The organism is Tatumella sp. JGM130, assembly GCF_018257525.1.
In the GTDB taxonomy this organism is placed as follows: Bacteria; Pseudomonadota; Gammaproteobacteria; order Enterobacterales; family Enterobacteriaceae; genus Tatumella; species Tatumella punctata.
Genome location: NZ_JAERJS010000014.1, coordinates 22,513 through 42,115, shown reverse-complemented (window position 1 = coordinate 42,115; position 19,603 = coordinate 22,513). Strand labels below are relative to the sequence as shown.

Annotated in this window: 20 protein-coding genes; 7 read left to right on the top strand and 13 right to left on the bottom strand. The window is 50.9% G+C overall.

Annotated features, from left to right (window positions below):
- Positions 1–22: 22 nt before the first annotated feature.
- A complete protein-coding gene (gene minD, locus JK211_RS08575) occupies positions 23–835 on the top strand; it encodes a septum site-determining protein MinD (protein ID WP_212708269.1) in 813 nt (270 codons plus the stop codon).
- Positions 836–838: 3 nt separating this feature from the next.
- Positions 839–1,108, top strand: coding sequence for a cell division topological specificity factor MinE (gene minE / locus JK211_RS08570; RefSeq protein ID WP_212708268.1), 270 nt, complete (start codon positions 839–841; stop codon positions 1,106–1,108).
- 52 nt (positions 1,109–1,160) lie between these two features.
- Here the strand turns inward: minE and rnd are convergent, their stop codons facing one another.
- The 5 genes from rnd to JK211_RS08545 all read right to left on the bottom strand — a co-directional run bounded on the left by rnd (position 1,161) and on the right by JK211_RS08545 (position 7,638).
- Positions 1,161–2,282 carry a ribonuclease D gene (gene rnd / locus JK211_RS08565; protein ID WP_212708267.1) on the bottom strand — a complete coding sequence of 374 codons (1,122 nt, stop codon included), beginning with the start codon at positions 2,280–2,282 and terminating at the stop codon, positions 1,161–1,163.
- Between the two features lie 99 nt (positions 2,283–2,381).
- The gene (locus JK211_RS08560) at positions 2,382–4,076 is read right to left on the bottom strand and encodes an AMP-binding protein (protein ID WP_212708301.1); all 1,695 of its coding nucleotides are present in this window, start codon (positions 4,074–4,076) and stop codon (positions 2,382–2,384) included.
- Between the two features lie 129 nt (positions 4,077–4,205).
- Positions 4,206–4,805: a Slp family lipoprotein gene (locus tag JK211_RS08555; protein ID WP_212708266.1), complete on the bottom strand. Its 600-nt coding sequence runs from the start codon at positions 4,803–4,805 to the stop codon at positions 4,206–4,208.
- A gap of 61 nt (positions 4,806–4,866) precedes the next feature.
- Complete coding sequence (tsaB, locus tag JK211_RS08550; protein ID WP_212708265.1) at positions 4,867–5,577, bottom strand: tRNA (adenosine(37)-N6)-threonylcarbamoyltransferase complex dimerization subunit type 1 TsaB; 711 nt, start codon at positions 5,575–5,577, stop codon at positions 4,867–4,869.
- Between the two features lie 144 nt (positions 5,578–5,721).
- Entirely contained in the window at positions 5,722–7,638 is a 1,917-nt protein-coding gene (locus tag JK211_RS08545) for an ATP-dependent DNA helicase (protein ID WP_212708264.1), read from the bottom strand.
- 122 nt (positions 7,639–7,760) lie between these two features.
- On the opposite strand from JK211_RS08545, the gene JK211_RS08540 reads away from it, so the two are divergent.
- Entirely contained in the window at positions 7,761–8,105 is a 345-nt protein-coding gene (locus JK211_RS08540) for a RidA family protein (protein ID WP_212708263.1), read from the top strand.
- 11 nt (positions 8,106–8,116) lie between these two features.
- On the opposite strand, the gene JK211_RS08535 is transcribed toward JK211_RS08540, so the two are convergent.
- Positions 8,117–8,314 (bottom strand): YoaH family protein, encoded by a 198-nt coding sequence (locus JK211_RS08535; protein ID WP_212708262.1) that lies wholly within the window; start codon positions 8,312–8,314, stop codon positions 8,117–8,119.
- 112 nt (positions 8,315–8,426) lie between these two features.
- Between JK211_RS08535 and pabB the strand changes: the two genes are divergently transcribed.
- From pabB to JK211_RS08520, 3 genes are all read left to right on the top strand, one after another.
- Entirely contained in the window at positions 8,427–9,806 is a 1,380-nt protein-coding gene (pabB, locus tag JK211_RS08530) for an aminodeoxychorismate synthase component 1 (protein ID WP_212708300.1), read from the top strand.
- On the top strand, positions 9,796–10,359 hold the full coding sequence (locus JK211_RS08525) for a CoA pyrophosphatase (RefSeq protein WP_212708261.1): 564 nt from the start codon (positions 9,796–9,798) through the stop codon (positions 10,357–10,359). The genes pabB and JK211_RS08525 overlap by 11 nt, the downstream gene beginning before the upstream one ends.
- Before the next feature lie 136 nt (positions 10,360–10,495).
- A complete protein-coding gene (locus JK211_RS08520) occupies positions 10,496–11,860 on the top strand; it encodes an L-serine ammonia-lyase (RefSeq protein WP_212708260.1) in 1,365 nt (454 codons plus the stop codon).
- Positions 11,861–11,905: 45 nt separating this feature from the next.
- Here the strand turns inward: JK211_RS08520 and JK211_RS08515 are convergent, their stop codons facing one another.
- The 5 genes from JK211_RS08515 to JK211_RS08495 all read right to left on the bottom strand — a co-directional run bounded on the left by JK211_RS08515 (position 11,906) and on the right by JK211_RS08495 (position 15,947).
- Complete coding sequence (locus JK211_RS08515) at positions 11,906–13,468, bottom strand: TerC family protein (RefSeq protein ID WP_212708259.1); 1,563 nt, start codon at positions 13,466–13,468, stop codon at positions 11,906–11,908.
- Between the two features lie 274 nt (positions 13,469–13,742).
- Positions 13,743–14,561: a 23S rRNA (guanine(745)-N(1))-methyltransferase gene (gene rlmA / locus JK211_RS08510; RefSeq protein ID WP_212708258.1), complete on the bottom strand. Its 819-nt coding sequence runs from the start codon at positions 14,559–14,561 to the stop codon at positions 13,743–13,745.
- Positions 14,562–14,699: 138 nt separating this feature from the next.
- The gene (gene cspE / locus JK211_RS08505) at positions 14,700–14,909 is read right to left on the bottom strand and encodes a transcription antiterminator/RNA stability regulator CspE (RefSeq protein WP_001062678.1); all 210 of its coding nucleotides are present in this window, start codon (positions 14,907–14,909) and stop codon (positions 14,700–14,702) included.
- 42 nt (positions 14,910–14,951) lie between these two features.
- Positions 14,952–15,038 (bottom strand): hypothetical protein, encoded by an 87-nt coding sequence (locus tag JK211_RS16895; RefSeq protein ID WP_249213072.1) that lies wholly within the window; start codon positions 15,036–15,038, stop codon positions 14,952–14,954.
- A 612-nt stretch (positions 15,039–15,650) separates the two neighbouring features.
- Positions 15,651–15,947, bottom strand: a complete 297-nt coding sequence (locus JK211_RS08495; protein ID WP_212708257.1) for a YebO family protein — start codon at positions 15,945–15,947, stop codon at positions 15,651–15,653.
- A 206-nt stretch (positions 15,948–16,153) separates the two neighbouring features.
- Between JK211_RS08495 and JK211_RS08490 the strand changes: the two genes are divergently transcribed.
- On the top strand, positions 16,154–16,408 hold the full coding sequence (locus tag JK211_RS08490) for a YobH family protein (RefSeq protein WP_212708256.1): 255 nt from the start codon (positions 16,154–16,156) through the stop codon (positions 16,406–16,408).
- Positions 16,409–16,439: 31 nt separating this feature from the next.
- Here JK211_RS08490 and htpX read toward each other — a convergent pair whose 3' ends face one another.
- The gene (htpX, locus tag JK211_RS08485; protein ID WP_212708255.1) at positions 16,440–17,321 is read right to left on the bottom strand and encodes a protease HtpX; all 882 of its coding nucleotides are present in this window, start codon (positions 17,319–17,321) and stop codon (positions 16,440–16,442) included.
- 238 nt (positions 17,322–17,559) lie between these two features.
- Positions 17,560–19,593: a carboxy terminal-processing peptidase gene (gene prc, locus JK211_RS08480; RefSeq protein ID WP_212708254.1), complete on the bottom strand. Its 2,034-nt coding sequence runs from the start codon at positions 19,591–19,593 to the stop codon at positions 17,560–17,562.
- Between the last annotated feature and the right edge of the window lie 10 nt (positions 19,594–19,603).

Sequence of the window (19,603 nt, the reverse complement as noted above, 5' to 3'; positions counted from 1 at the left end):
ATTGTTAAGGAAATCATTATATATGGCACGCATTATTGTAGTTACATCTGGTAAAGGGGGCGTTGGCAAGACCACGTCAAGCGCGGCCATCGCAACGGGTTTAGCGCAAAAAGGTAAGAAAACCGTGGTTATCGATTTCGATATCGGTTTGCGTAACCTCGATTTAATCATGGGCTGTGAACGCCGCGTAGTCTATGACTTTGTTAACGTTATTCAGGGAGATGCCACCCTCAACCAGGCGTTAATCAAAGATAAACGGACGGAAAATCTGTTTATTCTTCCCGCATCACAAACCCGTGATAAAGATGCCCTTACCTATGAGGGGGTTGAAAAAGTACTGGATGAACTGTCGACGATGGCGTTCGACTTTGTGGTCTGTGATTCACCGGCAGGCATCGAGGCCGGAGCCTTAATGGCCCTCTATTTTGCCGACGAAGCGGTGATTACGACCAACCCTGAAGTTTCTTCTGTACGTGACTCCGACCGGATTCTGGGTATTATCGCCTCGAAATCACGCCGTGCCGAAAAAGGTCAGGATCCGGTAAAAGAACATTTACTGCTTACCCGCTATAACCCCGGACGTGTCAGCCGCGGAGATATGTTAAGCATGGAAGATGTACTGGAAATACTGCGCATTCCACTGGTGGGAGTTATCCCGGAAGACCAGTCGGTATTACGTGCGTCCAACCAGGGTGAGCCTGTTATTCTGGACACTGTTTCAGATGCGGGCAAAGCCTACGCTGACACCGTCGATCGCTTACTCGGCGAAGAACGTCCCTTCCGCTTTATTGAAGAAGAGAAGAAGGGTTTCCTAAAACGCCTGTTCGGGGGATAAGCCATGGCATTACTTGATTTCTTTTTATCCCGTAAGAAAAATACTGCAAATATCGCCAAAGAAAGATTACAAATTATTGTTGCTGAACGTCGTCGTGGTGATAGTGAACCCCACTACCTGCCACAACTGAAGCGCGATATTCTGGAAGTGATTTGCAAATATGTAAAAATTGATCCGGATATGGTTACCGTACAACTGGATCAAAAAGGAGAGGACATTTCCATTCTTGAGCTGAACGTTACCTTACCGGAAGCTGAAGAAGCGGCGAAATGATCCTGCACCGCCGACAGTAATGCCGCCTGATAAAGCGGCATTCGTCTGCGGATTATTTACCGTCAATAATGGCGGTAATTTCCTGCCCCATCAGTTCTCCCCGCCAGCCTTTAAGTAACTCAGGCGTTTTGCTACGGGGCTTTATATGCCAGTGTTCACTAAGTACCTGGTTAATTTGCCGGCGTGAAGCCAGCAATTCCTGGCTGAAACCACTGCGTTCGCTGATGGTTTTAATGCAGCTTTTCAGCTCCTTAAACAGCGTTTTATATCCCGGGCAGTCAATCAGGTTTTTTATTGGCGCAGGCAGCTGATCTTCTGCGATATCCTGAGCCTCTGCTACCAGCCGGAGCAGTGTCTGGCCATGAAAGCGAATTTCCGGCCCGGCCAGTCCCAGCTGCTGAAGTTCACCGAGGGAGCCCGGTAAGTAGCGCGCCACCTTCCACAGGTTTTCTTCTTTTACTACAAAGTTAACTGCCATATCTTTGCGACGCGCATAATCCAGACGCCATTCGGCCAGTTTCTGCAGAGCTGCCAGCTGACGCGGGCGTAATTGCCATGCCTGACTGATTTCACACCAGGCCTGTGCGGCAGGTTGAATATCCTTACGCCGTTCGCACAGCATTGCACATTCACTTAACGCTTTATCCAGCACCTGCTGATCTCTGGCCTGCTGATGTAACTGACCGGCAATCGGCAGCAAATAGCCAACATCTGCCGCCGCATACTCACACTGACGTTCGGTGAGCGGCCTGGCAAGCCAGTCGGTTCGCGATTCACTTTTATCCAGCTCAACCCCGGTAAACTGTGCAACCATCGCCGCAAAGCCCAGTGACATAGGGTAACCAAGAAACGCTGCCAGAATCTGAGTATCAACCATCGGTGACGGTAATACGGAAAAACGGTTCAGGAATACCTCTAAATCTTCACCGCCCGCATGCAGATATTTAATCACTCCGCTATCGGTTAACAACGTAATAAAAGGTTGCCAGTCGGTAATATGCAGCGGGTCAATCAATGTCAGTGTCTGACCATCAAATAACTGAATCAGGCCTAATTGCGGGTAGTAAGTACGGGTACGGACAAACTCCGTATCCAGTGCAACAGCATCATGTTCAAGGGCGGCCTGGCAGACCACCGCCAGTTGTTGGTCGGTGTCGATAAGTTGATAATTCAAAACAGCATTCTCTCTTACTGTGGAAATTCTTCACAGCGATGACAAAAACAAAAACGCCGGTCAGCCCGGCGTTTACATATAAAGATGCCAGCATAACCCTCAGGGATCAGCAATGACACCACTACGAAGTTCACGACGTAAAATTTTCCCGATATTACTTTTCGGCAGCGCATCACAAAACTCGATCTGCCGCGGAATTTTATAGCCTGTCAGATTTTTACGACAATGGTCAAGTAACTCTTCACGGGTGAGGGATTTATCTCTGGCGACCACAAACGCTTTGACTGCTTCACCGGTCTTGTCACTGGGTACGCTGATCACCGCCGCCTCGGCGACTTTATCCAGAGACAGAATCACCGCTTCAACCTCACAGGGGTAAACGTTAAACCCGGAGACCAGAATCATATCTTTTTTTCGGTCAACGACCCGGATAAAGCCCTGCTGGTCAGCAGTCACAATATCGCCGCTACGCAGCCAGCCATCGCTGAATACTGCCGCCGTTTCTGCCGGCTGGTTCCAGTAGCCTGCCATTACCTGCGGTCCTTTAATTAGCAGCTCTCCGCGTTCGCCCTGCCCCCGTTCATTACCCTGTTCATCAACAATTTTAATCTCTGTTGAAGGCACAGGAATGCCCACACTGCCGGTATGTTCCCTGCTGTTACAGGGGTTGACCGCCACCAGCGGGGAGCATTCTGTCAGTCCATAACCTTCCAGCAGGTAATTACCGGTCAGCGCATGCCATTGTTCTGCCACACTGCGGGTCACGGACATTCCTCCTCCGACCGTGAGTTTCAGGGAAGAAAAATTCAGCTTTCTGAAATCCGTACTGGCCAGCAAAGTATCAAATAAGGTGTTTACTCCGGAAATTGCCGTAAAACGGTAACGACTGAGGGTTTTAATCATTCTTCGGGTATCAAGCGGATTGGTAACTAACAGATTACTGCCCCCTTTTTCAAGGAATAACAGGCAATTCACAGTCAACGCAAAAATATGGTACAGCGGTAATGCAGTAACAATCATCTCTTCACCGGATACCAGTACCCCGCCATACATGGCTTTTATCTGTTCCAGATTCGCCTGCAGGTTACGGTGTGTCAGCATTGCGCCTTTTGCCCGTCCGGTGGTACCGCCGGTATACTGCAATAAAGCAACATCATGGGGATGTAGCTCAGGGCGATGATAAGTCAGCGACTGACCACGCTGAAGGCAGTGCCGGTAGCTGCGGGCATCCGGCAAAAATCCGCCCGGCCGGTACCCTTTGATAAACCTGACCGCCAGATTCACCAGGCTGCGCTTTGGCCAGCGGAGCCCGTCACCCGGCGATGTCACTATGATATGTCTGAGCCGCGTATCCGCCATCACCTGCTGTAAGGTGGCAACAAAGCTGCTGATAATAACAATAACTTCAGCACCGCTGTCGGCCAGCTGATGGCGCAATTCTGCAGGCTTATAGCGCGGATTAACGTTGACCACGATCATCCCGGCCCGCAGCGCCCCGAATAGCGCCACCGGAAACTGTAAGGTATTCGGTAACATCAGCGCCAGCCGGGTCCCTTTCGCCAGTTTCAGTGCCTGTTGCAGATAAGCGGCGAAAGCACGGCTTTGCTGTTCCAGCTGCCGGAACGTCAGGGTCTGTCCCATACTGATATAGGCAGGTTTATGGTTGTAGCGCTGGACTGACTGTTCAAAAACATCAAGTAATGACTGACAATGATCAGCATTAATCTCCGGTAACACATTATCAGGGTAATGTGCTAACCAGGGTTTCTTCCGTGTATCCGCCTGTAAGGCCATGGTAATCCCTCGCCATTGTTCAATGAGACTGACGTGCCCGATAGTCACTGTACGGGATATCCGCCACCCTCTGTATGATCCGGAAAATCCGCAGTAATCCGGACTGCGGGCTTTCCGGTCAGCTTTCTGCTATTCGGTCAGATAAGTCTGTACCGGTGCAGGACCCGGGTTATAAAACCCCCACCAGGGGTTTCCGCCCGGGTACCCATGCCGGTAATGCCCCGGCCCCGGGCCATACCCTATCCAGGGGTCTATTGGCATCGGCGGGGTCATTATCTGACTGGCCAGTCGCCAGCGCTGATAGCCGGTGACATTAATGACCAGAAAATCATAACTGGCCTGGCCTATTTTTCCTTTCTCCGTACCGCGGATATTCCCCAGTACCGTCAGATACCGGTTATTGAAATCAACCGGGTCAACAAAGCTGTTAATATCGGCATAAATTCGGCCAACAGCGGCTGATCCCAGTACTGGCCGGGCGCTGTCATCCAGAGGCTGTACTGCCAGCTCGATACGGGTCAGACCGTTTCGGTTGATCACCTGAACCACTTTGCCGCCAAACCGTGATTCCTGGCCGGTGTATAACTGCGGGGCATTCATAACCTGTGACAGGTTCTGCTGTAGCTGAGGTGAAATACCACGAATACTCTGAGGCACGGTGACGCATCCGGCCAGCAATAACACGGACATCAGCATAAGTGCCGGACATCCCTTACTCAAACTAAACATAGTAATCTCCTGAATATTACAGGGTCAGACAGCACAAATTATCACCGGTTGCAGCCAAACCTTATCTGCCCGGTAATTTTTTCCATGTCACTTCATTACGTAAATAGACAGGTTCAATCGCGGCGACATCAGATAATGCGCCTTTACGCCACTGATTAATCGCCAGCGGCAGCATGTCTGCTGCGCACGGCAGTTCTGCGTCGCTGGCCGTCAGTTGCAGGCAATGCTCCTGTTGCAGTTGCGGGTAAGTCTGCCAGCCTGTCCCGGCAGTCACCCATGCCCCCGATAACTGTTGCATACGCTGTTGCGCTTGCTGCGGACTGAGCACCTGCTCAGTTTCACTGCCCTGCCATTCTCCCTGAGCATCACGCTGATACTCGGCCCAGTAAACTTCACCCATCCGTGCATCAATCGCCGTCAGCACCCGGCTTGCCTGCTGGCCCCGCCAGGCGCCTTCGGCGAGGGTAGCAAGGGTCGATACCCCAATCATCGGTAAATCGGCCCCCAGAGCCAGTCCCTGTGCAATGCCGATACCGATACGTACCCCGGTAAAACTGCCCGGACCACGGCAAAAAACCAGCGCATCCAGATCGGTCAGTGTCAGTTGCTGACCTTCCAGTAACTCAGAGACCAGCGGCAAAATTCTGCGTGTATGGTCACGCGGAGCGATCTCAAAACGGGCATCCTGCTGTTGCTGATTAAAAATAGCCGCCGAACAGGCTTCTGTAGCCGTGTCCAGGGCGAGTAACTTAAGTTTTGAGATATCTTGCATAATTTTTTGTAATTAATAAAAGTGAAGTCTTAACCTGCCGCACAGTCACGCGCCAGCAGTCCGTTTTCATTGTCTGTTGCCTGTCCGCAACAGACAGTATAATTGTCATTGCGCTGACAAATGAACGTTATTCGCAATAAAATGCTAGCGGGACAGCGTCCGCCCGGCCCTGATAAACTGCTCAGCCGCCCCTAAATCGCGGGTACGCGGGCAATCCGGCAGGCTATTGATAAACAATGCCCCGTAAGGCCGTGAAACCAAACGCATATCACAGATTACCAACACACCACGATCAGTTTCATCACGAATTAACCGGCCTGCCCCCTGTTTCAGAGCGATCACCGCATCAGGCAGCTGCACTTCATCAAAAGGATCGGCTCCCCGGTGCCGGGCGTCTTCCATACGGGCTTTCAGCAGCGGGTCTTCCGGTGACGTAAAAGGCAGTTTATCGATAATCACCAGCGATAACGCATCCCCCCGGACATCCACCCCTTCCCAGAAACTGCTGGTTGCCACCAGTAAGGCATTACCGGCCTCAATAAACTGCTGTAAAATTTGTCCTTTGCTGGTTTCACCCTGCAATAATACCGGTAATGTCAGCACCTGGCGGAACTCCGCGGCCAGTTCGCGCATCATCTGATACGAGGTGCAAAGAAAAAAACAACGTCCCTGATTAGCTTCAATTAAGGGGGCCAGCATTTTCACCAGTTGCTTCGCTACCCCCGGCCGCCGGGTCTCCGGCAGGTTACGTGGCACGCACAATAAGGCCTGGCGGGCATAATCGAACGGGCTGTTGAGGATCATCTGCCTGGCACCGTTAACCCCGAGCCGCCCGGCGAAATGGTCCATTTTGCCATTTACCGCTAAAGTCGCAGAGGTAAAGATCCACGAGGCTTTTCTCGCATCGACGACTTCACGGAACCTTTCAGCCACCGATAAGGGCGTCAGGGCCAGGGTGAAATGACGGGATGAACATTCATACCAGTAGCTGAAACCAGGCTGATCCGTATTACTGATACGTTTCAGGCGTGTCCGGTATTGAGCCGCCCTTTCAAAAGCCGCATCCAGCAGCGCAGAACGCCCCAGCGACAGCTTTATCACGTCGTAACACAGCTCCAGGGCATCATCCAGCAGCACCAGCATCCGCGCCACATTTTGCTGCTGTAATAATTCCCGTAAATTACCGCGAAACCCCGGGTCGCCAAGGATCATCCGGAAATCCTGGCTGGCCTGAGACAGCCGGTCGGCCGCCTTTTGCAACTGTTGCATATCGCGGACCTCAGTACGGTAGGCAATAATGATATCTTTTGCCAGGTCCTGCAGTTGCCGGCCGGAAATCTGCTGCCCGAAATACTGGCTGGCAATATCCGGTAGCTGATGGGCTTCATCAAAAATCATGACGTCTGCATCCGGAATCAGCTCAGCAAAACCACTTTCCTTCACCACCAAATCCGCCAGAAACAGGTGATGGTTAACCACCACAATGTCTGAATCCATAGCCCGTTTACGGGCTTTAACCACAAAACAGTCGTTATAACGCGGACAATCGCTGCCCAGACAGTTATCGTTGGTACTGGTCACCAGCGGCCACAACGGGCTGTCCTCAGCAACAGTGCCGCAATGACTGATATCCCCGTCCACGGTCGCTGATGACCAGCCACGGACACTGACCAGGTCAGTCAGCGACTGAACCGGTAAATCACCGCCGGACAGGTTCTGCTGATCCATACGTTCCAGACACAGGTAATTGGCACGGCCTTTGAGGATTGCCGTTTTACCGGTAAATGCCAGTGCCTTAACAATAGCGGGTAAATCACGACTATAGAGCTGATCCTGCAGCGCTCTGGAGCCCGTGGAGACAATGACTTTTTTGCCCGAACGTAATGCCGGGACCAGATAGGCATAGGTTTTTCCGGTGCCGGTGCCCGCTTCCACCACCAGCTCACTGCCGTCTTCTATTGCCTGTTCCACCGCCAGGGCCATCTGCCGCTGTGCTTCACGTGGCCGGAAGCCACGGATAGCATGGGTCAGTACCCCGCCGGGGGAAAAATCATCACTCACATCGCCTCCGGAATTACATTAAACGGGCTGATTATGTCAGTAATCTGCCACAGGGACTACCGGGGATGACATATTCCCCCTGATATGGCAGGCTGAGGGCCGAAAAATTAAAGGAGCAAGTCATGACTATCACCCGAATCGATCCTGAGCACCGCATGTCAGAAGCTGTGGTTTACCAGCAAACGGTCTACTATACCAGCGTCCCTGAAAACCTCGACGGCGATGCCCTTGCTCAGACCGCCGATGCACTGGCAGTGATTGACAAATTACTGGCCCGCGTCGGCTCAGACAAAAGTAAAATTCTTGATGCCACCATTTTTCTGACCGATAAAGCCGATTTTGAGGCAATGAATCAGGCATGGGATGCGTGGGTATCACCGGATAATGCACCGGTGCGCTGCACGGTACTGGCAGGACTGATGCATCCGAAATATAAAGTGGAAATTAAAATTATCGCAGCACTGTAATCGCCGGGCGATTACTCTTCGTCTTCATCTTCGTCATCTTCATCTTCAAAACGTGCCAGGCTCTGTCCGCCCTGGTGCGTCTCACGAATTTCGGCCGCAACTACGCCGATAGCTTCACCGCTCGACATACCTTCAGCAATCAGCTGATGGATACGCTCTACCGCCTGTTGCTGCTGCTCGCGGGAAAGTGCCGGTAATCCATTAAACATATCAACCTCTGTCAGCCAGCCAGCGACCTTCTGTTGCAGAGAAGATAACTGGTGTCAGTAATAAAAAAATATGTCAGGCTTAGCGCCAAATTCCCGCTATTGCCTGACGTTTATGACTCTGAAAACACTTTCTCTGGAATATTCACCCACTGCCATCAATCACTGGTTCTCGCCGATTGCGGATCAGCCCTGGGCGATGTTACTGAGTTCTGCAGCCGCCGAGCATCGCGATAATCGCTTTGATATATTGAGTGCTGCTCCGCTGACCACTCTGACCACCCATGGTCCGGAGACAAAAATTACCGAGCAGGGCCATTGCCGGGTATCAGGGGATGACCCGCTGACACTGGTGCAACAGGCGCTGGAACAACTGCCTGCAGTAACGACCCCGGACGCCGGGCTGCCTTTCTGCGGCGGAGCGCTCGGTCTGTTCGGTTATGATTTAGGCCGGCGTTTTGAACGCCTTCCGCAGCAGGCAACCCGTGATTTGTCTACCGCCGATATGGCCGTCGGTATCTATGACTGGGCCATGATAGCAGATCATCAACAACAACGCCTTACTCTGGTCAGCCTCGGGGATGTCCGGCAACGCCTGCACTGGCTTCAGCAACAGCAGGCCGCGCCGCGGGCACCGTTCAGACTGTTATCTGACTGGAAAAGTAATCTGTCATATCTTCAGTATCAGCAGTGCTTCGCCAGGGTACATGACTATATCCGTGCCGGAGACTGTTACCAGATCAACCTGGCACAACGTTTTCAGGCCGCATACCAGGGCTGTGAGTGGCAGGCCTTTGAATACTTAAGCCAGCAAAACCGTGCGCCCTTCAGTGCATTTCTGCGGTTAGAGGACAGTTGCCTGCTGAGCCTGTCCCCGGAGCGTTTTCTGCAGGTCAGCGACCGTCGCGTAGAAACCCGTCCGATTAAAGGAACCCGTCCGCGGATGGACGACCCGCAGGCAGATCAACAGCAGGCACAGCAACTGGCAACCGCGGAAAAAGATCGCGCCGAGAATCTGATGATCGTTGACCTGCTACGTAATGATATTGGCCGGGTGGCCGAACCGGGCAGTGTCAATGTACCGGAACTTTTTGTGGTTGAACCTTTTCCTGCGGTTCACCATCTGGTCAGCACCATCCGCGGCACATTACCCGCCACCACCAGCAACACCGACCTGTTACGGGCCTGTTTCCCCGGTGGCTCGATTACCGGAGCCCCGAAAATCCGTGCCATGGAAATCATTGATGAACTGGAACCTCACCGGCGTAATGCCTGGTGTGGCAGTATTGGTTATCTGAGCCGCTGCGGGAGAATGGACACCAATATCACCATCCGTACCCTGATCGCCGAACAACAACAACTGTATTGTACCGCAGGTGGCGGCATTGTTGCCGACAGTGTTATGCAGGACGAATACCAGGAAACACTGCATAAGCTGCAACGGATCCTGCCGGCACTGAAGACATTATCGGCCATCAGCACTGATGAATATTGAACAGTTTCGTCAGCGTTTCCTGTTACAGCTTCCCCCGCGAAGTCAGTCGGACAGCGCCGGGGGCCGCGAGGCCGCGGTGCTGTTACCGGTCATTGCCAGGCAAGTACCGGCTTTACTGCTGACCCGCCGCGCCGATCACCTGCGTCATCACCCGGGCCAGGTTGCCTTTCCGGGAGGTAAACGCGACCCTGGTGACCGTCATTTATACGACACCGTATTACGTGAAACCTCCGAAGAGCTGGGACTGAGCAGAGAAAATATAGAGATAATCGGTCAGTTACCCGCAGTCAGCAGCCAGACAGGATTCAGAGTGACCCCATTTGTTGCTATCCTGCCCGCAGACCTGCCGATAACACTTGACGCCGGTGAAGTTGCCGGGGTGTTCGAAATCCCGTTACTGCCCTGGTTGCACAGCCGCCATTTTTCTTCTCTGAATGTCATCCGCCGTGGCCAGCCCGCAGAAATCTGGTTATCCGGTTATCAGCCGCATGTTATCTGGGGAATGACCGCGGGTATACTCCGCGATTTTGGCCGGCAAATACTCGGTAAATAGTCCCCTCGTTCTGCGGAGCAAGTGGTAATATATATTAATACAGATATTTACAACGGTGACGGCGATCAGGCCGGTGCTTCAGTAAGCATACCGTTTTTTTATTGCGCTGCAGATGGTTAGTACGGGAGTTTTGGTTGTGATAAGTGTCTTCGACATGTTCAAAATAGGTATTGGCCCTTCAAGTTCTCATACGGTAGGGCCGATGAAAGCTGGCAAACAGTTCGTCGATACACTGATAGCCGAAGAAAAATTATATCAGACCACCCGTATCGCAGTGGATGTTTATGGCTCCCTGTCCCTGACCGGTCATGGTCACCATACGGATATCGCTATTATTATGGGCCTCTCCGGGGCGGCCCCGGATACGGTAGATATTGATGCTATCCCGGCTTTTGTCGCCGATGTTAATCAGCGTCAGCGTTTGCTGATCGCCGGCGGGCTGCACGAAGTGGATTTCCCCCGTGAAGGAGGCATGGTCTTCCGCAGCGATAATTTGCCATTACATGAAAATGGCCTGACCCTGACCGCCTGGAACGAAGACTACTGTCTGCTGAAAAAAACCTATTATTCGGTCGGTGGCGGTTTTATTGTCGATGAACAGCAATTTGGCCAGTCGACGTTAGAGAATGTACAGGTGCCCTATGCTTTTAATTCAGCCAAAGAACTGTTGTCCGGTTGCCATACTACCGGGCTTTCCGTGTCAGGGCTGGTGATGAAGAATGAGCTGGCAGTACATAGCCGTGACGATATCAGTCATTACTTTGCCAGCGTCTGGCAGACAATGCAGGCCTGTATTGACCGGGGATTAAATACCGAAGGCGTACTGCCGGGACCGTTGCGGGTGCCACGACGTGCCGCAGCCTTGCGCCGGTTACTCATCTCGGGCAGCAAAAACTCAACCGACCCGATGAACGTTATTGACTGGGTGAATATGTTCGCCCTGGCGGTTAACGAAGAAAACGCCGCCGGAGGTCGCGTCGTTACGGCACCGACCAACGGCGCCTGCGGCATTATCCCGGCGGTACTTTCCTACTATGATCAGTTTATCTCACCGGTCAATAACGAAGTGGCATTGCGTTACTTTCTGGCCTCCGGGGCTATTGGTATTCTGTATAAAATGAATGCCTCAATTTCCGGGGCAGAGGTTGGCTGCCAGGGCGAAGTCGGGGTCGCCTGTTCAATGGCCGCCGCCGGTCTGGCTGAACTTTCGGGGGCCAGTCCTGAACAAGTCTGCGTCGCCGCAGAAATCGGTATGGAGCATAATCTGGGACTGACCTGCGACCCGGTCGCTGGTCAGGTCCAGGTCCCCTGTATCGAACGTAATGCTATCGCCTCGGTGAAAGCGATTAATGCCGCACGTATGGCTTTACGGAGGACCAGTGAGCCAAGAGTATCCCTGGATAAGGTCATTGAGACAATGTATGAAACAGGGAAAGATATGAACGCCAAATATCGCGAAACATCACGTGGCGGACTGGCAATAAAAGTACAGTGTGACTGACCAGCAGTAACATCCTCCCCGCGGTAACGCCGCGGGGAGGACAGATTATCCGGCGTCCTGATCGTGGTTCTGCGGGTCACGGGTAATCCGGACCAGATCAATACGGTAATCCGTGGCCCGGACGATGGTAAAGTGCAGGTCGTTAATGTCTATCACTTCTCCGGTCTGCGGGATCTGGCCTTTCTGGCTGATTAACCGCCCCGCCAGTGACGCATGATCTTCTCCGGATTCAACCAGATAATGCACATCAAACAACTGTTCAAGCGAGTGCAGATCGGTTCCCCCTTTTACCAGCCAGCCATCACCGTCCGGGATAATATCCGGGGTTTCATCCTCGTCCGGGAACTCACCGGCGATCGCCTCCAGTACATCCAGCGGGGTCACTAACCCCTGCACGACGCCAAACTCATTACTGACGATAACACAGCTCCCTTTCGCTCGCCGCAAAACACCCAGCAGATTAATAGGATCAAGAGTTTCCGGTACAATAATTGCCGGCGTCGCTGCCGCAAACTGCCCGATATCAACCCCGTGATCGAGGGCGACCAGCAATTCTTTCGCGCGAACTACCCCGATAATTTCATCCAGTTCACCACGGCTGACCGGGAACAGGCTGTGGGGAGTATCCAGTAATTGCTGACGAATATCGTCAATCGGACTTTCGGCATTAACCCAGGAAATTTCACCACGGGGAGTCATCAGACTGCGGATAGAACGCGATGCCAGGGTAAGAACCCCGTTAATCATATAGCGTTCTTCATCTTTAAACGATTCGGTAACAGGCAGACTTATTTCAGCCGGAGTACTGGTCACTGGCTGAGCGTGGGTTTGCCGCCCGCCCATCAGCCGCAGGATAACTTCCGCAGTCCGTTCGCGCATTGGCCGGCGTGCCTGATGACGTATAAAATTACGACGGGCTATCTGGTTAAACATTTCAATCACTATCGAGAAACCAATAGCTGCGTACAGATATCCCTTCGGAATATGGAAACCAAATCCTTCAGCCACCAGGCTCAGACCAATCATCAGCAGGAAACTGAGGCACAGAACGACGACTGTCGGATGTGCATTGACAAACTTTGTCAGCGGCTTTGAGGCCAGTAACATCAGCCCCATGGCTATCACAACGGCGGTCATCATAATCCACAGGTGGCTGACCATTCCCACCGCTGTCACCACCGCATCCAGAGAGAAGACCGCATCCAGCACCACTATCTGGGCTACCACGGCCCAGAAGCTGGCATAACTTTTATTGCCTTCTTCTGATTCCGGCATATTTTCCAGCCGTTCGTGCAGTTCCGTCGTGGCCTTAAATAACAGAAAGATTCCCCCTGCCAGCATAATTAAGTCTCTGCCGGAGAAACCAAAATCCCCGAGATAAAACAGAGGCCGGGTCAGCGTGACCATCCATGAAATTAATGACAGCAAACCAAGGCGTAATACCAGGGCCATGCTCAGGCCAATCACCCTCGCCTTATCACGTTGCCGTGGTGGCAATTTATCGGCCAGAATGGCAATAAAGACCAGGTTGTCGATGCCCAGTACAATTTCAAGAACAATCAGTGTCAGTAACCCAGCCCAGACAGAAGGGTCCATAAATATTTCCATTAATGGCTCTCCGCTGGAAAAAATACCGGAACAACACCTTGCCAGCGGATTAACGCCGGTGTGGCTGAAAAAGCGGTGAAACTACAGGGGATGATAAATGATCTGCCGGGGTTGCACAGCAACTCAGGAAAGACTGAACGGCGTCGGTGACGATCCATAAACCGGGCTAAGCCCATTACTCCTTAAAATTAATACAGAAGTTTACTTTATCAGTTACAGCCACGCCGTCAAAAAGAATTTTTACATTTACAAACTGAATAACATTACGATACGTTCAGAGTGGCTTACGCTGCCATAACCGCAGACAGAAGTCAGCAGCACAGTGGAAATTATCGCTGTCTGCCAGAGTCTGCCAGACCTCAGGAGAAGCACGCCACGCAAAAGGCGTCATCTGCAATAGTGCTGTTGCTGCATCAGCATCGAGTGTCATCGGGTAATTCAGACGTTGTTCTTTCACGGCCACAAACTCTGCCAGCGGATGTTCACGATCTTCATGTAACTGTACTTCGGAATAAATAAGTGCTTTCAATTGCTGCAGATGCCGTGGCCCGGGAGTCACTGTGAGTAAATACCCTCCTGGCATAATCGTCCTTGCCAGCTCTTCATCTTTACACGGAGCATAAATGCGTAATACGGCAGACAGACTGTGGTCGGCAAAAGGCAGCCGGTAACTGGATGCCACGCAAAACCGGATATTTTTATAGCGCTTAGCCGCAGATTTGATTGCCACTCTGGCCACATCCAGCCCGAACACAGCCGCATCAGGGCGTGTTCCGAAATGCCGGGCGATATCGGCCGTGTAATACCCTTCTCCGCAACCAATATCGAGGATTTGTACATCCGGTTGTGGCAGATGTTCTGCCAGCATCTTTGTGACTGCCTGCTGCATTGGCTGGTAATGCCCTTGCTCCAGAAAGCAGCGCCTGGCCTGCATCATTTCCGGGCTGTCTCCCGGCGTCTTCGAGCCTTTATGCTGCACCGGCAAAAGATTAACGTACCCTTCTTTAGCCTGGTCAAAATGATGATTACTGGCACAATGCCAGCCACCGTTCTGCTGTTGCAGCAGCTGATGACATAAAGGACAAATATACACCTGAGATTACCCCGTTAAAAAAAACAGCGGGCAGTGTACCTGTTCACTGGCGGAGTCTAAAGTAAAAAACCCCGCTCAGAGAGCGGGGTTTCGAAATTCTTTATTTCAGGAGTCTGTCCTGAAAAAGATATTCGCTTATCAGATAGCAGTAACGTTAACTGCTGCAGGACCTTTCTGACCGTCCTGAATTTCGAATTCTACGTTCTGGCCTTCAGCCAGAGTTTTGAAACCATTACCCTGGATTGCAGAGAAGTGTACGAACACATCTTTGCTGCCGTCAGCAGGAGTAATGAAACCAAAACCTTTAGACTCGTTGAACCACTTAACCTGACCTTTAATCTTTGCCATTTTGCAAATTCCTTTAAATGTTTATTTTGCCCGAAGGCTGTGTTACAGAAAAACGCGGGACTTACTGAATGAGGCACTAATATCAGGTTCGGCAAAGGAAGCAGTTCTAACGATAACGTCTTTACTCATCTCTTCTCTACTGAAAATGCCATACATAAACAGAATCGTACCTCGATTAATCTATGAATTGTTATTACATATCCCATAATTAATGGCAAGCCATTTTTAATACCTTAGTGATACAGAACGCATAATTATTGATGTAAAACACGCTTTAATCACCGTGAACGCCCCGCCGCCACAGGAGGCGTACAAAAAAACAGCCATAAACCCTTAATAACTCTCAGCAACCTTTAATGGGCAAAAAGTGCTAACTGTCATCAGTGAATGTTCAATTTTATAAATATATTTACCGGCTAACGGACCCTTCACAGATAAAAATAAAACCACGTTAATCGCCATATCCAATTCAGTGACTGTATAATTATAATAACAGTACATGACAGAAATAATACCGCGATAAAACTGTCAGCCACGGTTATATTTTTTTATTATGATGTCAGAACAAAAATAACTAACCAGATACTGTCAGTCTCTCAAAACAGCTTGCCGTTATTCTCTGTGTAATACCGGCGCGCAGAATTGAGGCCGGATAATTTACCGGCCGGCTGACCGTGTGCGGTGACGGCTACAACATCGTACTTTACCGGGATCACGCGGATAATGAGCATCCCCGGCGAGTCAGCGTTCAGGGACAAACTTCATATAGCCATTTTCTTCCGTTTCCCGGAAAAGGGATTCTTCTGTCGGGGACCCGGTAATTTCGGCCTCCGGCGGAGTATGCAGTGTGACTAACTGTTTAAGTAACGCATTCTGCTTTTTTTGTTCACGCAAAAGAGCTTCAAGGATATGTACCTGTTCATTAGCCCGGACACTGGCACGGTTAACAAAAAACCAGATAATGAGGGCAAAAATAACTGCTGCGGCAATCAGCACCGGTAACAGAAATGGCCCTTCCCCCAATGAAAAATCGTTCATACCTATGCCTCAATACACCCGAATTACTGACTAAAAATATAAACGCTGATTCTACTCCGGGAAACAGAAATGATCATCCGTTGTCAGGTGCCTGCGCGCGGTTTGCCACAGAAATATTTCAGTTATCTCTGATCCCTTTCTGCAAACAGTTACCGCATGCTGACGCAGTAGCACAACGATTACCTTAAACACAGAGGTGAAAACATATGATAGTACGCAGTGTCTTAGTGTTGACTATTATCTGGCTGGGGATGCTGCTCAGTGGCTACGGGGTACTGACAGGCAGTCAAAAAATTGCGGCAGGATTAGGATTACGTTGCCAGTATCTGACGGCAAAAGGGCTTACCGTCTCTCATTACCTTCAGTCAGATAGCGGTGTCATCGGTAAATCCAGTTGTCCGTGGATAGAGCCGGGAGAGACTCCGGCTGACTATCAGAGCAATCCACTGGCAAGGGACTAGTCCGCCGGTAAGTCCGGCGGACAGCTCAGGATTACTTCAGGTAATCACCGCGGCGTAAAGCCTCTATACGCTTATCCAGCGGCGGATGAGACATAAATAACTCACTCAGAGATTTACCTTTTCCGTTAATGCAAAAGGCCATCATATTGCCAGGTTCCTGAGGCTCATAGCTGGTCTTCAGCCGCTGTAATGCCGCAATCATTTTCTCACGGCCTACCAGCTTCGCTGAACCGGCATCAGCATGGAATTCACGATGGCGCGAAAACCACATAGTAATAATGCTCGCCAGAATACCAAACACCAGCTCCAGCACTGTAGCAACAGCAAAATAGACTAAAGGATTACCGTTACTGTTTTCCTCGCTGTCGCGATCAGATGACAGGAAGCCTGCTGCGAGCTGCGCAATGATCCGCGAAATAAAAATAACAAAGGTGTTAACAATTCCCTGGATCAGCGTCATGGTCACCATGTCACCGTTAGCCACGTGGCTTATTTCGTGGGCCAGTACCGCCTCGGCTTCATCACGGTTCATATTCTGTAACAGTCCGGTTGATACCGCGACCAGCGATGCATTACGCCTTGCACCGGTGGCAAAAGCATTGATGTCAGGTGCATGGTAGATAGCCACCTGGGGCATCGCAATACCAGCCTGGCGGGCTTGTTGTGCCACCGTCGACATCAGCCAGTTTTCGGTTTCGTTGCGCGGCTGTTGAATAACCTCTCCCCCCACCGAACGTAATGCCATCCATTTGGACATCAGCAGCGAGACAAATGCACCGCCAAAGCCAAACAGACCCGCCATGATCATCAGCCCCTGGACACTGCTGGAACGAATGCCGGTCAGGCTAAGAATCAGACCAAACACCAGCATTACTGCAAGGTTAGTCAGTAAGAAAAGAGCTATACGCATCATAGACGTTTATTATCCTCATTTTTAACGCAGGTTTCTGCCACATATCCTATGTCCATTACACCGGTTTTCAAGAGTGCAACCGCACGGAACCCTTGAAAAGACATAACTTTACACTGATAACGACATATCGCAGCACTCCTCCGGCAATTCCTGACATAATAACGCTGTTATTTTCAGCAGCAGAATTACCGGCAAAAAAAAACACCGGATAACCGGTGCTTTTTATAAAGACACTGCCTTATTTTGCAGGGGCTGGCTGCGTTGCTTCCAGCTGAGCAAGATCATTGGCTATATCAACCGCCTCATCCAGATACGGATCTGGCGCTTTATAGTCTTTAGGCAGCTGATCGAGGCTGGTTAAGGTCTTTTTACCTTCAGCCTGCAGGCGTGCATTAATTCTGTCCAGACGCAGGCTGTCATCCTGTTTATTTTCTTTCTCGCGCTCAGCGTAGTTCAGGGAAACGATATCAATTTTATCTTTCATCGCATCGAAACGTTTCATATCCTGAAGGATATACTGGAACTCACGATCTTTGGCGATTCTGGCGTCATGTTCAGCCAGTAATTTCGGCAGATACTCTTTGATATCCCCGGTTTTATGGTAAGACGCGGCCGGTATACTGTCCCATGGCAACGCATTATCTTCAAACTTCTCACCGGTTTTCACTGCTTCAACCCCGGTAGGCATCAGCAGATCAGGGGTTACCCCTTTCAGCTGAGTACTGCCGCCGTTTATGCGGTAGAATTTCTGAATAGTGTATTGCACCGACCCCAGTGGCGGCCAGTCAGGACGCAGCATCTGGTCATAAATACGGTTCAGAGAACGGTATTGCTGAACCGTCCCTTTACCAAAGGTTGGTTCACCGACAATTAATGCCCTGCCATAATCCTGCATCGCGGCCGCGAAAATTTCTGACGCCGAAGCACTAAAGCGATCCACCAATACCACCAGCGGACCTTTATAGTAAACAATTCCGTCTGTATCACTGTCCTGACGAATTTTACCGGTATTATCGCGGACCTGCACCACCGGCCCGGAAGGAATAAATAGTCCGGAAAGAGACACAGCCTCAGTCAGAGCTCCGCCACCGTTGGTTCTCAAATCAATAACAATACTGTCAACATGCTGTTTTTCCAGCTTTTGTAGCTGTACTTTAACATCATCCGTCAGGCCGACATAGAAGCCGGGAATATCCAGCACACCGACTTTATGGGTGCCGACCTGATGTACCGACATCTGTACGGCACGATCTTCGAGGCGGATCTTTTCTCGCGTCAGAGTAATAATGCGTGTCTTACTGCCCTTACCGGCCGGCAGAATTTCCAGACGGACACGGCTGCCTTTCGGGCCTTTAATTTTTTCGACCACATCATCAAGACGCCAGCCGATAATGTCTTCAATCGGTTTACCTGGCTGCCCGACCCCGACAATTCTGTCACCGACTGACAGCAATTTACTGCGCGCCGCAGGGCCACCGGCAACCATAGAGTTAATCACTACATAGTCATCATCGGACTGTAACACCGCACCAATGCCTTCCAGAGACAGACTCATCTCCGTATTAAACTGCTCGGTATTACGTGGTGATAAATAGTTGGTATGCGGATCAATCTGATGTGCAAAGGCGTTCATCGCCAGCTGGAAAACATCTTCGCTATTGGTCTGCGCCAGACGCCGGATAGCGAAATTATAGCGTTTGGTCAGGATGTCCCTGATTTCTGCCTCGGTTTTTCCCGTCAGTTTCAGGTTCAGCTCATCAAATCTGACTTTAGCATCCCACAGTTTGTCCAGCTCCGCGGTTGATGTTGGCCAGGGAGCTTTACTGCGGTCAAGATTGATGGTTTCGTTTGTCGTGAAATCCATCGGGCGTTTCAGAACGTCCAGCGCATACTGATAGCGTTCAAAACGACGTTTCTGAGAGAGATTGAACAGGTCATAAAAAACATCCAGTTTACCGCTTTTCAGCTCATCACCCACCGTTGCCGCCTGATCTGAATACTTCGCAATATCAGAGGCCAGCAATACATTATGGTTGTAATCGAGCATATTCAGATAACGGTCGAAGATTTTCTTCGAAAAATCACTGTTCAGATCAATCTGCCGGTAATGGGACTGAGTGAAGCGGGTGGTTACCCGTTCACTGACAGTGACCTGCTGCGGTTCTTCATGCAGAACCGGAATTTGATCTTCGCGGGTAATAGTATCTGCCGCAAATGCCTGGCCTGCAAACAGCAGGCCGGCAATGATATTCAGCTTAAAAAAGGTGTTCATGCCCTGGTCA

Bases quoted from the DNA above. Each gene is read 5' to 3' on its own strand.
- minD (WP_212708269.1), top strand. From the start codon at position 23: ATGGCACGCATTATTGTAGTTACATCTGGTAAAGGGGGCGTTGGCAAG.
- minE (WP_212708268.1), top strand. From the start codon at position 839: ATGGCATTACTTGATTTCTTTTTATCCCGTAAGAAAAATACTGCAAAT.
- JK211_RS08560 (WP_212708301.1), bottom strand. From the start codon at position 4,076: ATGGCCTTACAGGCGGATACACGGAAGAAACCCTGGTTAGCACATTAC.
- JK211_RS08555 (WP_212708266.1), bottom strand. From the start codon at position 4,805: ATGTTTAGTTTGAGTAAGGGATGTCCGGCACTTATGCTGATGTCCGTG.
- tsaB (WP_212708265.1), bottom strand. From the start codon at position 5,577: ATGCAAGATATCTCAAAACTTAAGTTACTCGCCCTGGACACGGCTACA.
- JK211_RS08540 (WP_212708263.1), top strand. From the start codon at position 7,761: ATGACTATCACCCGAATCGATCCTGAGCACCGCATGTCAGAAGCTGTG.
- JK211_RS08535 (WP_212708262.1), bottom strand. From the start codon at position 8,314: ATGTTTAATGGATTACCGGCACTTTCCCGCGAGCAGCAGCAACAGGCG.
- pabB (WP_212708300.1), top strand. From the start codon at position 8,427: ATGACTCTGAAAACACTTTCTCTGGAATATTCACCCACTGCCATCAAT.
- JK211_RS08525 (WP_212708261.1), top strand. From the start codon at position 9,796: ATGAATATTGAACAGTTTCGTCAGCGTTTCCTGTTACAGCTTCCCCCG.
- JK211_RS08515 (WP_212708259.1), bottom strand. From the start codon at position 13,468: ATGGAAATATTTATGGACCCTTCTGTCTGGGCTGGGTTACTGACACTG.
- cspE (WP_001062678.1), bottom strand. From the start codon at position 14,909: ATGGCAAAGATTAAAGGTCAGGTTAAGTGGTTCAACGAGTCTAAAGGT.
- JK211_RS16895 (WP_249213072.1), bottom strand. From the start codon at position 15,038: ATGAGTAAAGACGTTATCGTTAGAACTGCTTCCTTTGCCGAACCTGAT.
- JK211_RS08495 (WP_212708257.1), bottom strand. From the start codon at position 15,947: ATGAACGATTTTTCATTGGGGGAAGGGCCATTTCTGTTACCGGTGCTG.
- JK211_RS08490 (WP_212708256.1), top strand. From the start codon at position 16,154: ATGATAGTACGCAGTGTCTTAGTGTTGACTATTATCTGGCTGGGGATG.
- htpX (WP_212708255.1), bottom strand. From the start codon at position 17,321: ATGATGCGTATAGCTCTTTTCTTACTGACTAACCTTGCAGTAATGCTG.
- prc (WP_212708254.1), bottom strand. From the start codon at position 19,593: ATGAACACCTTTTTTAAGCTGAATATCATTGCCGGCCTGCTGTTTGCA.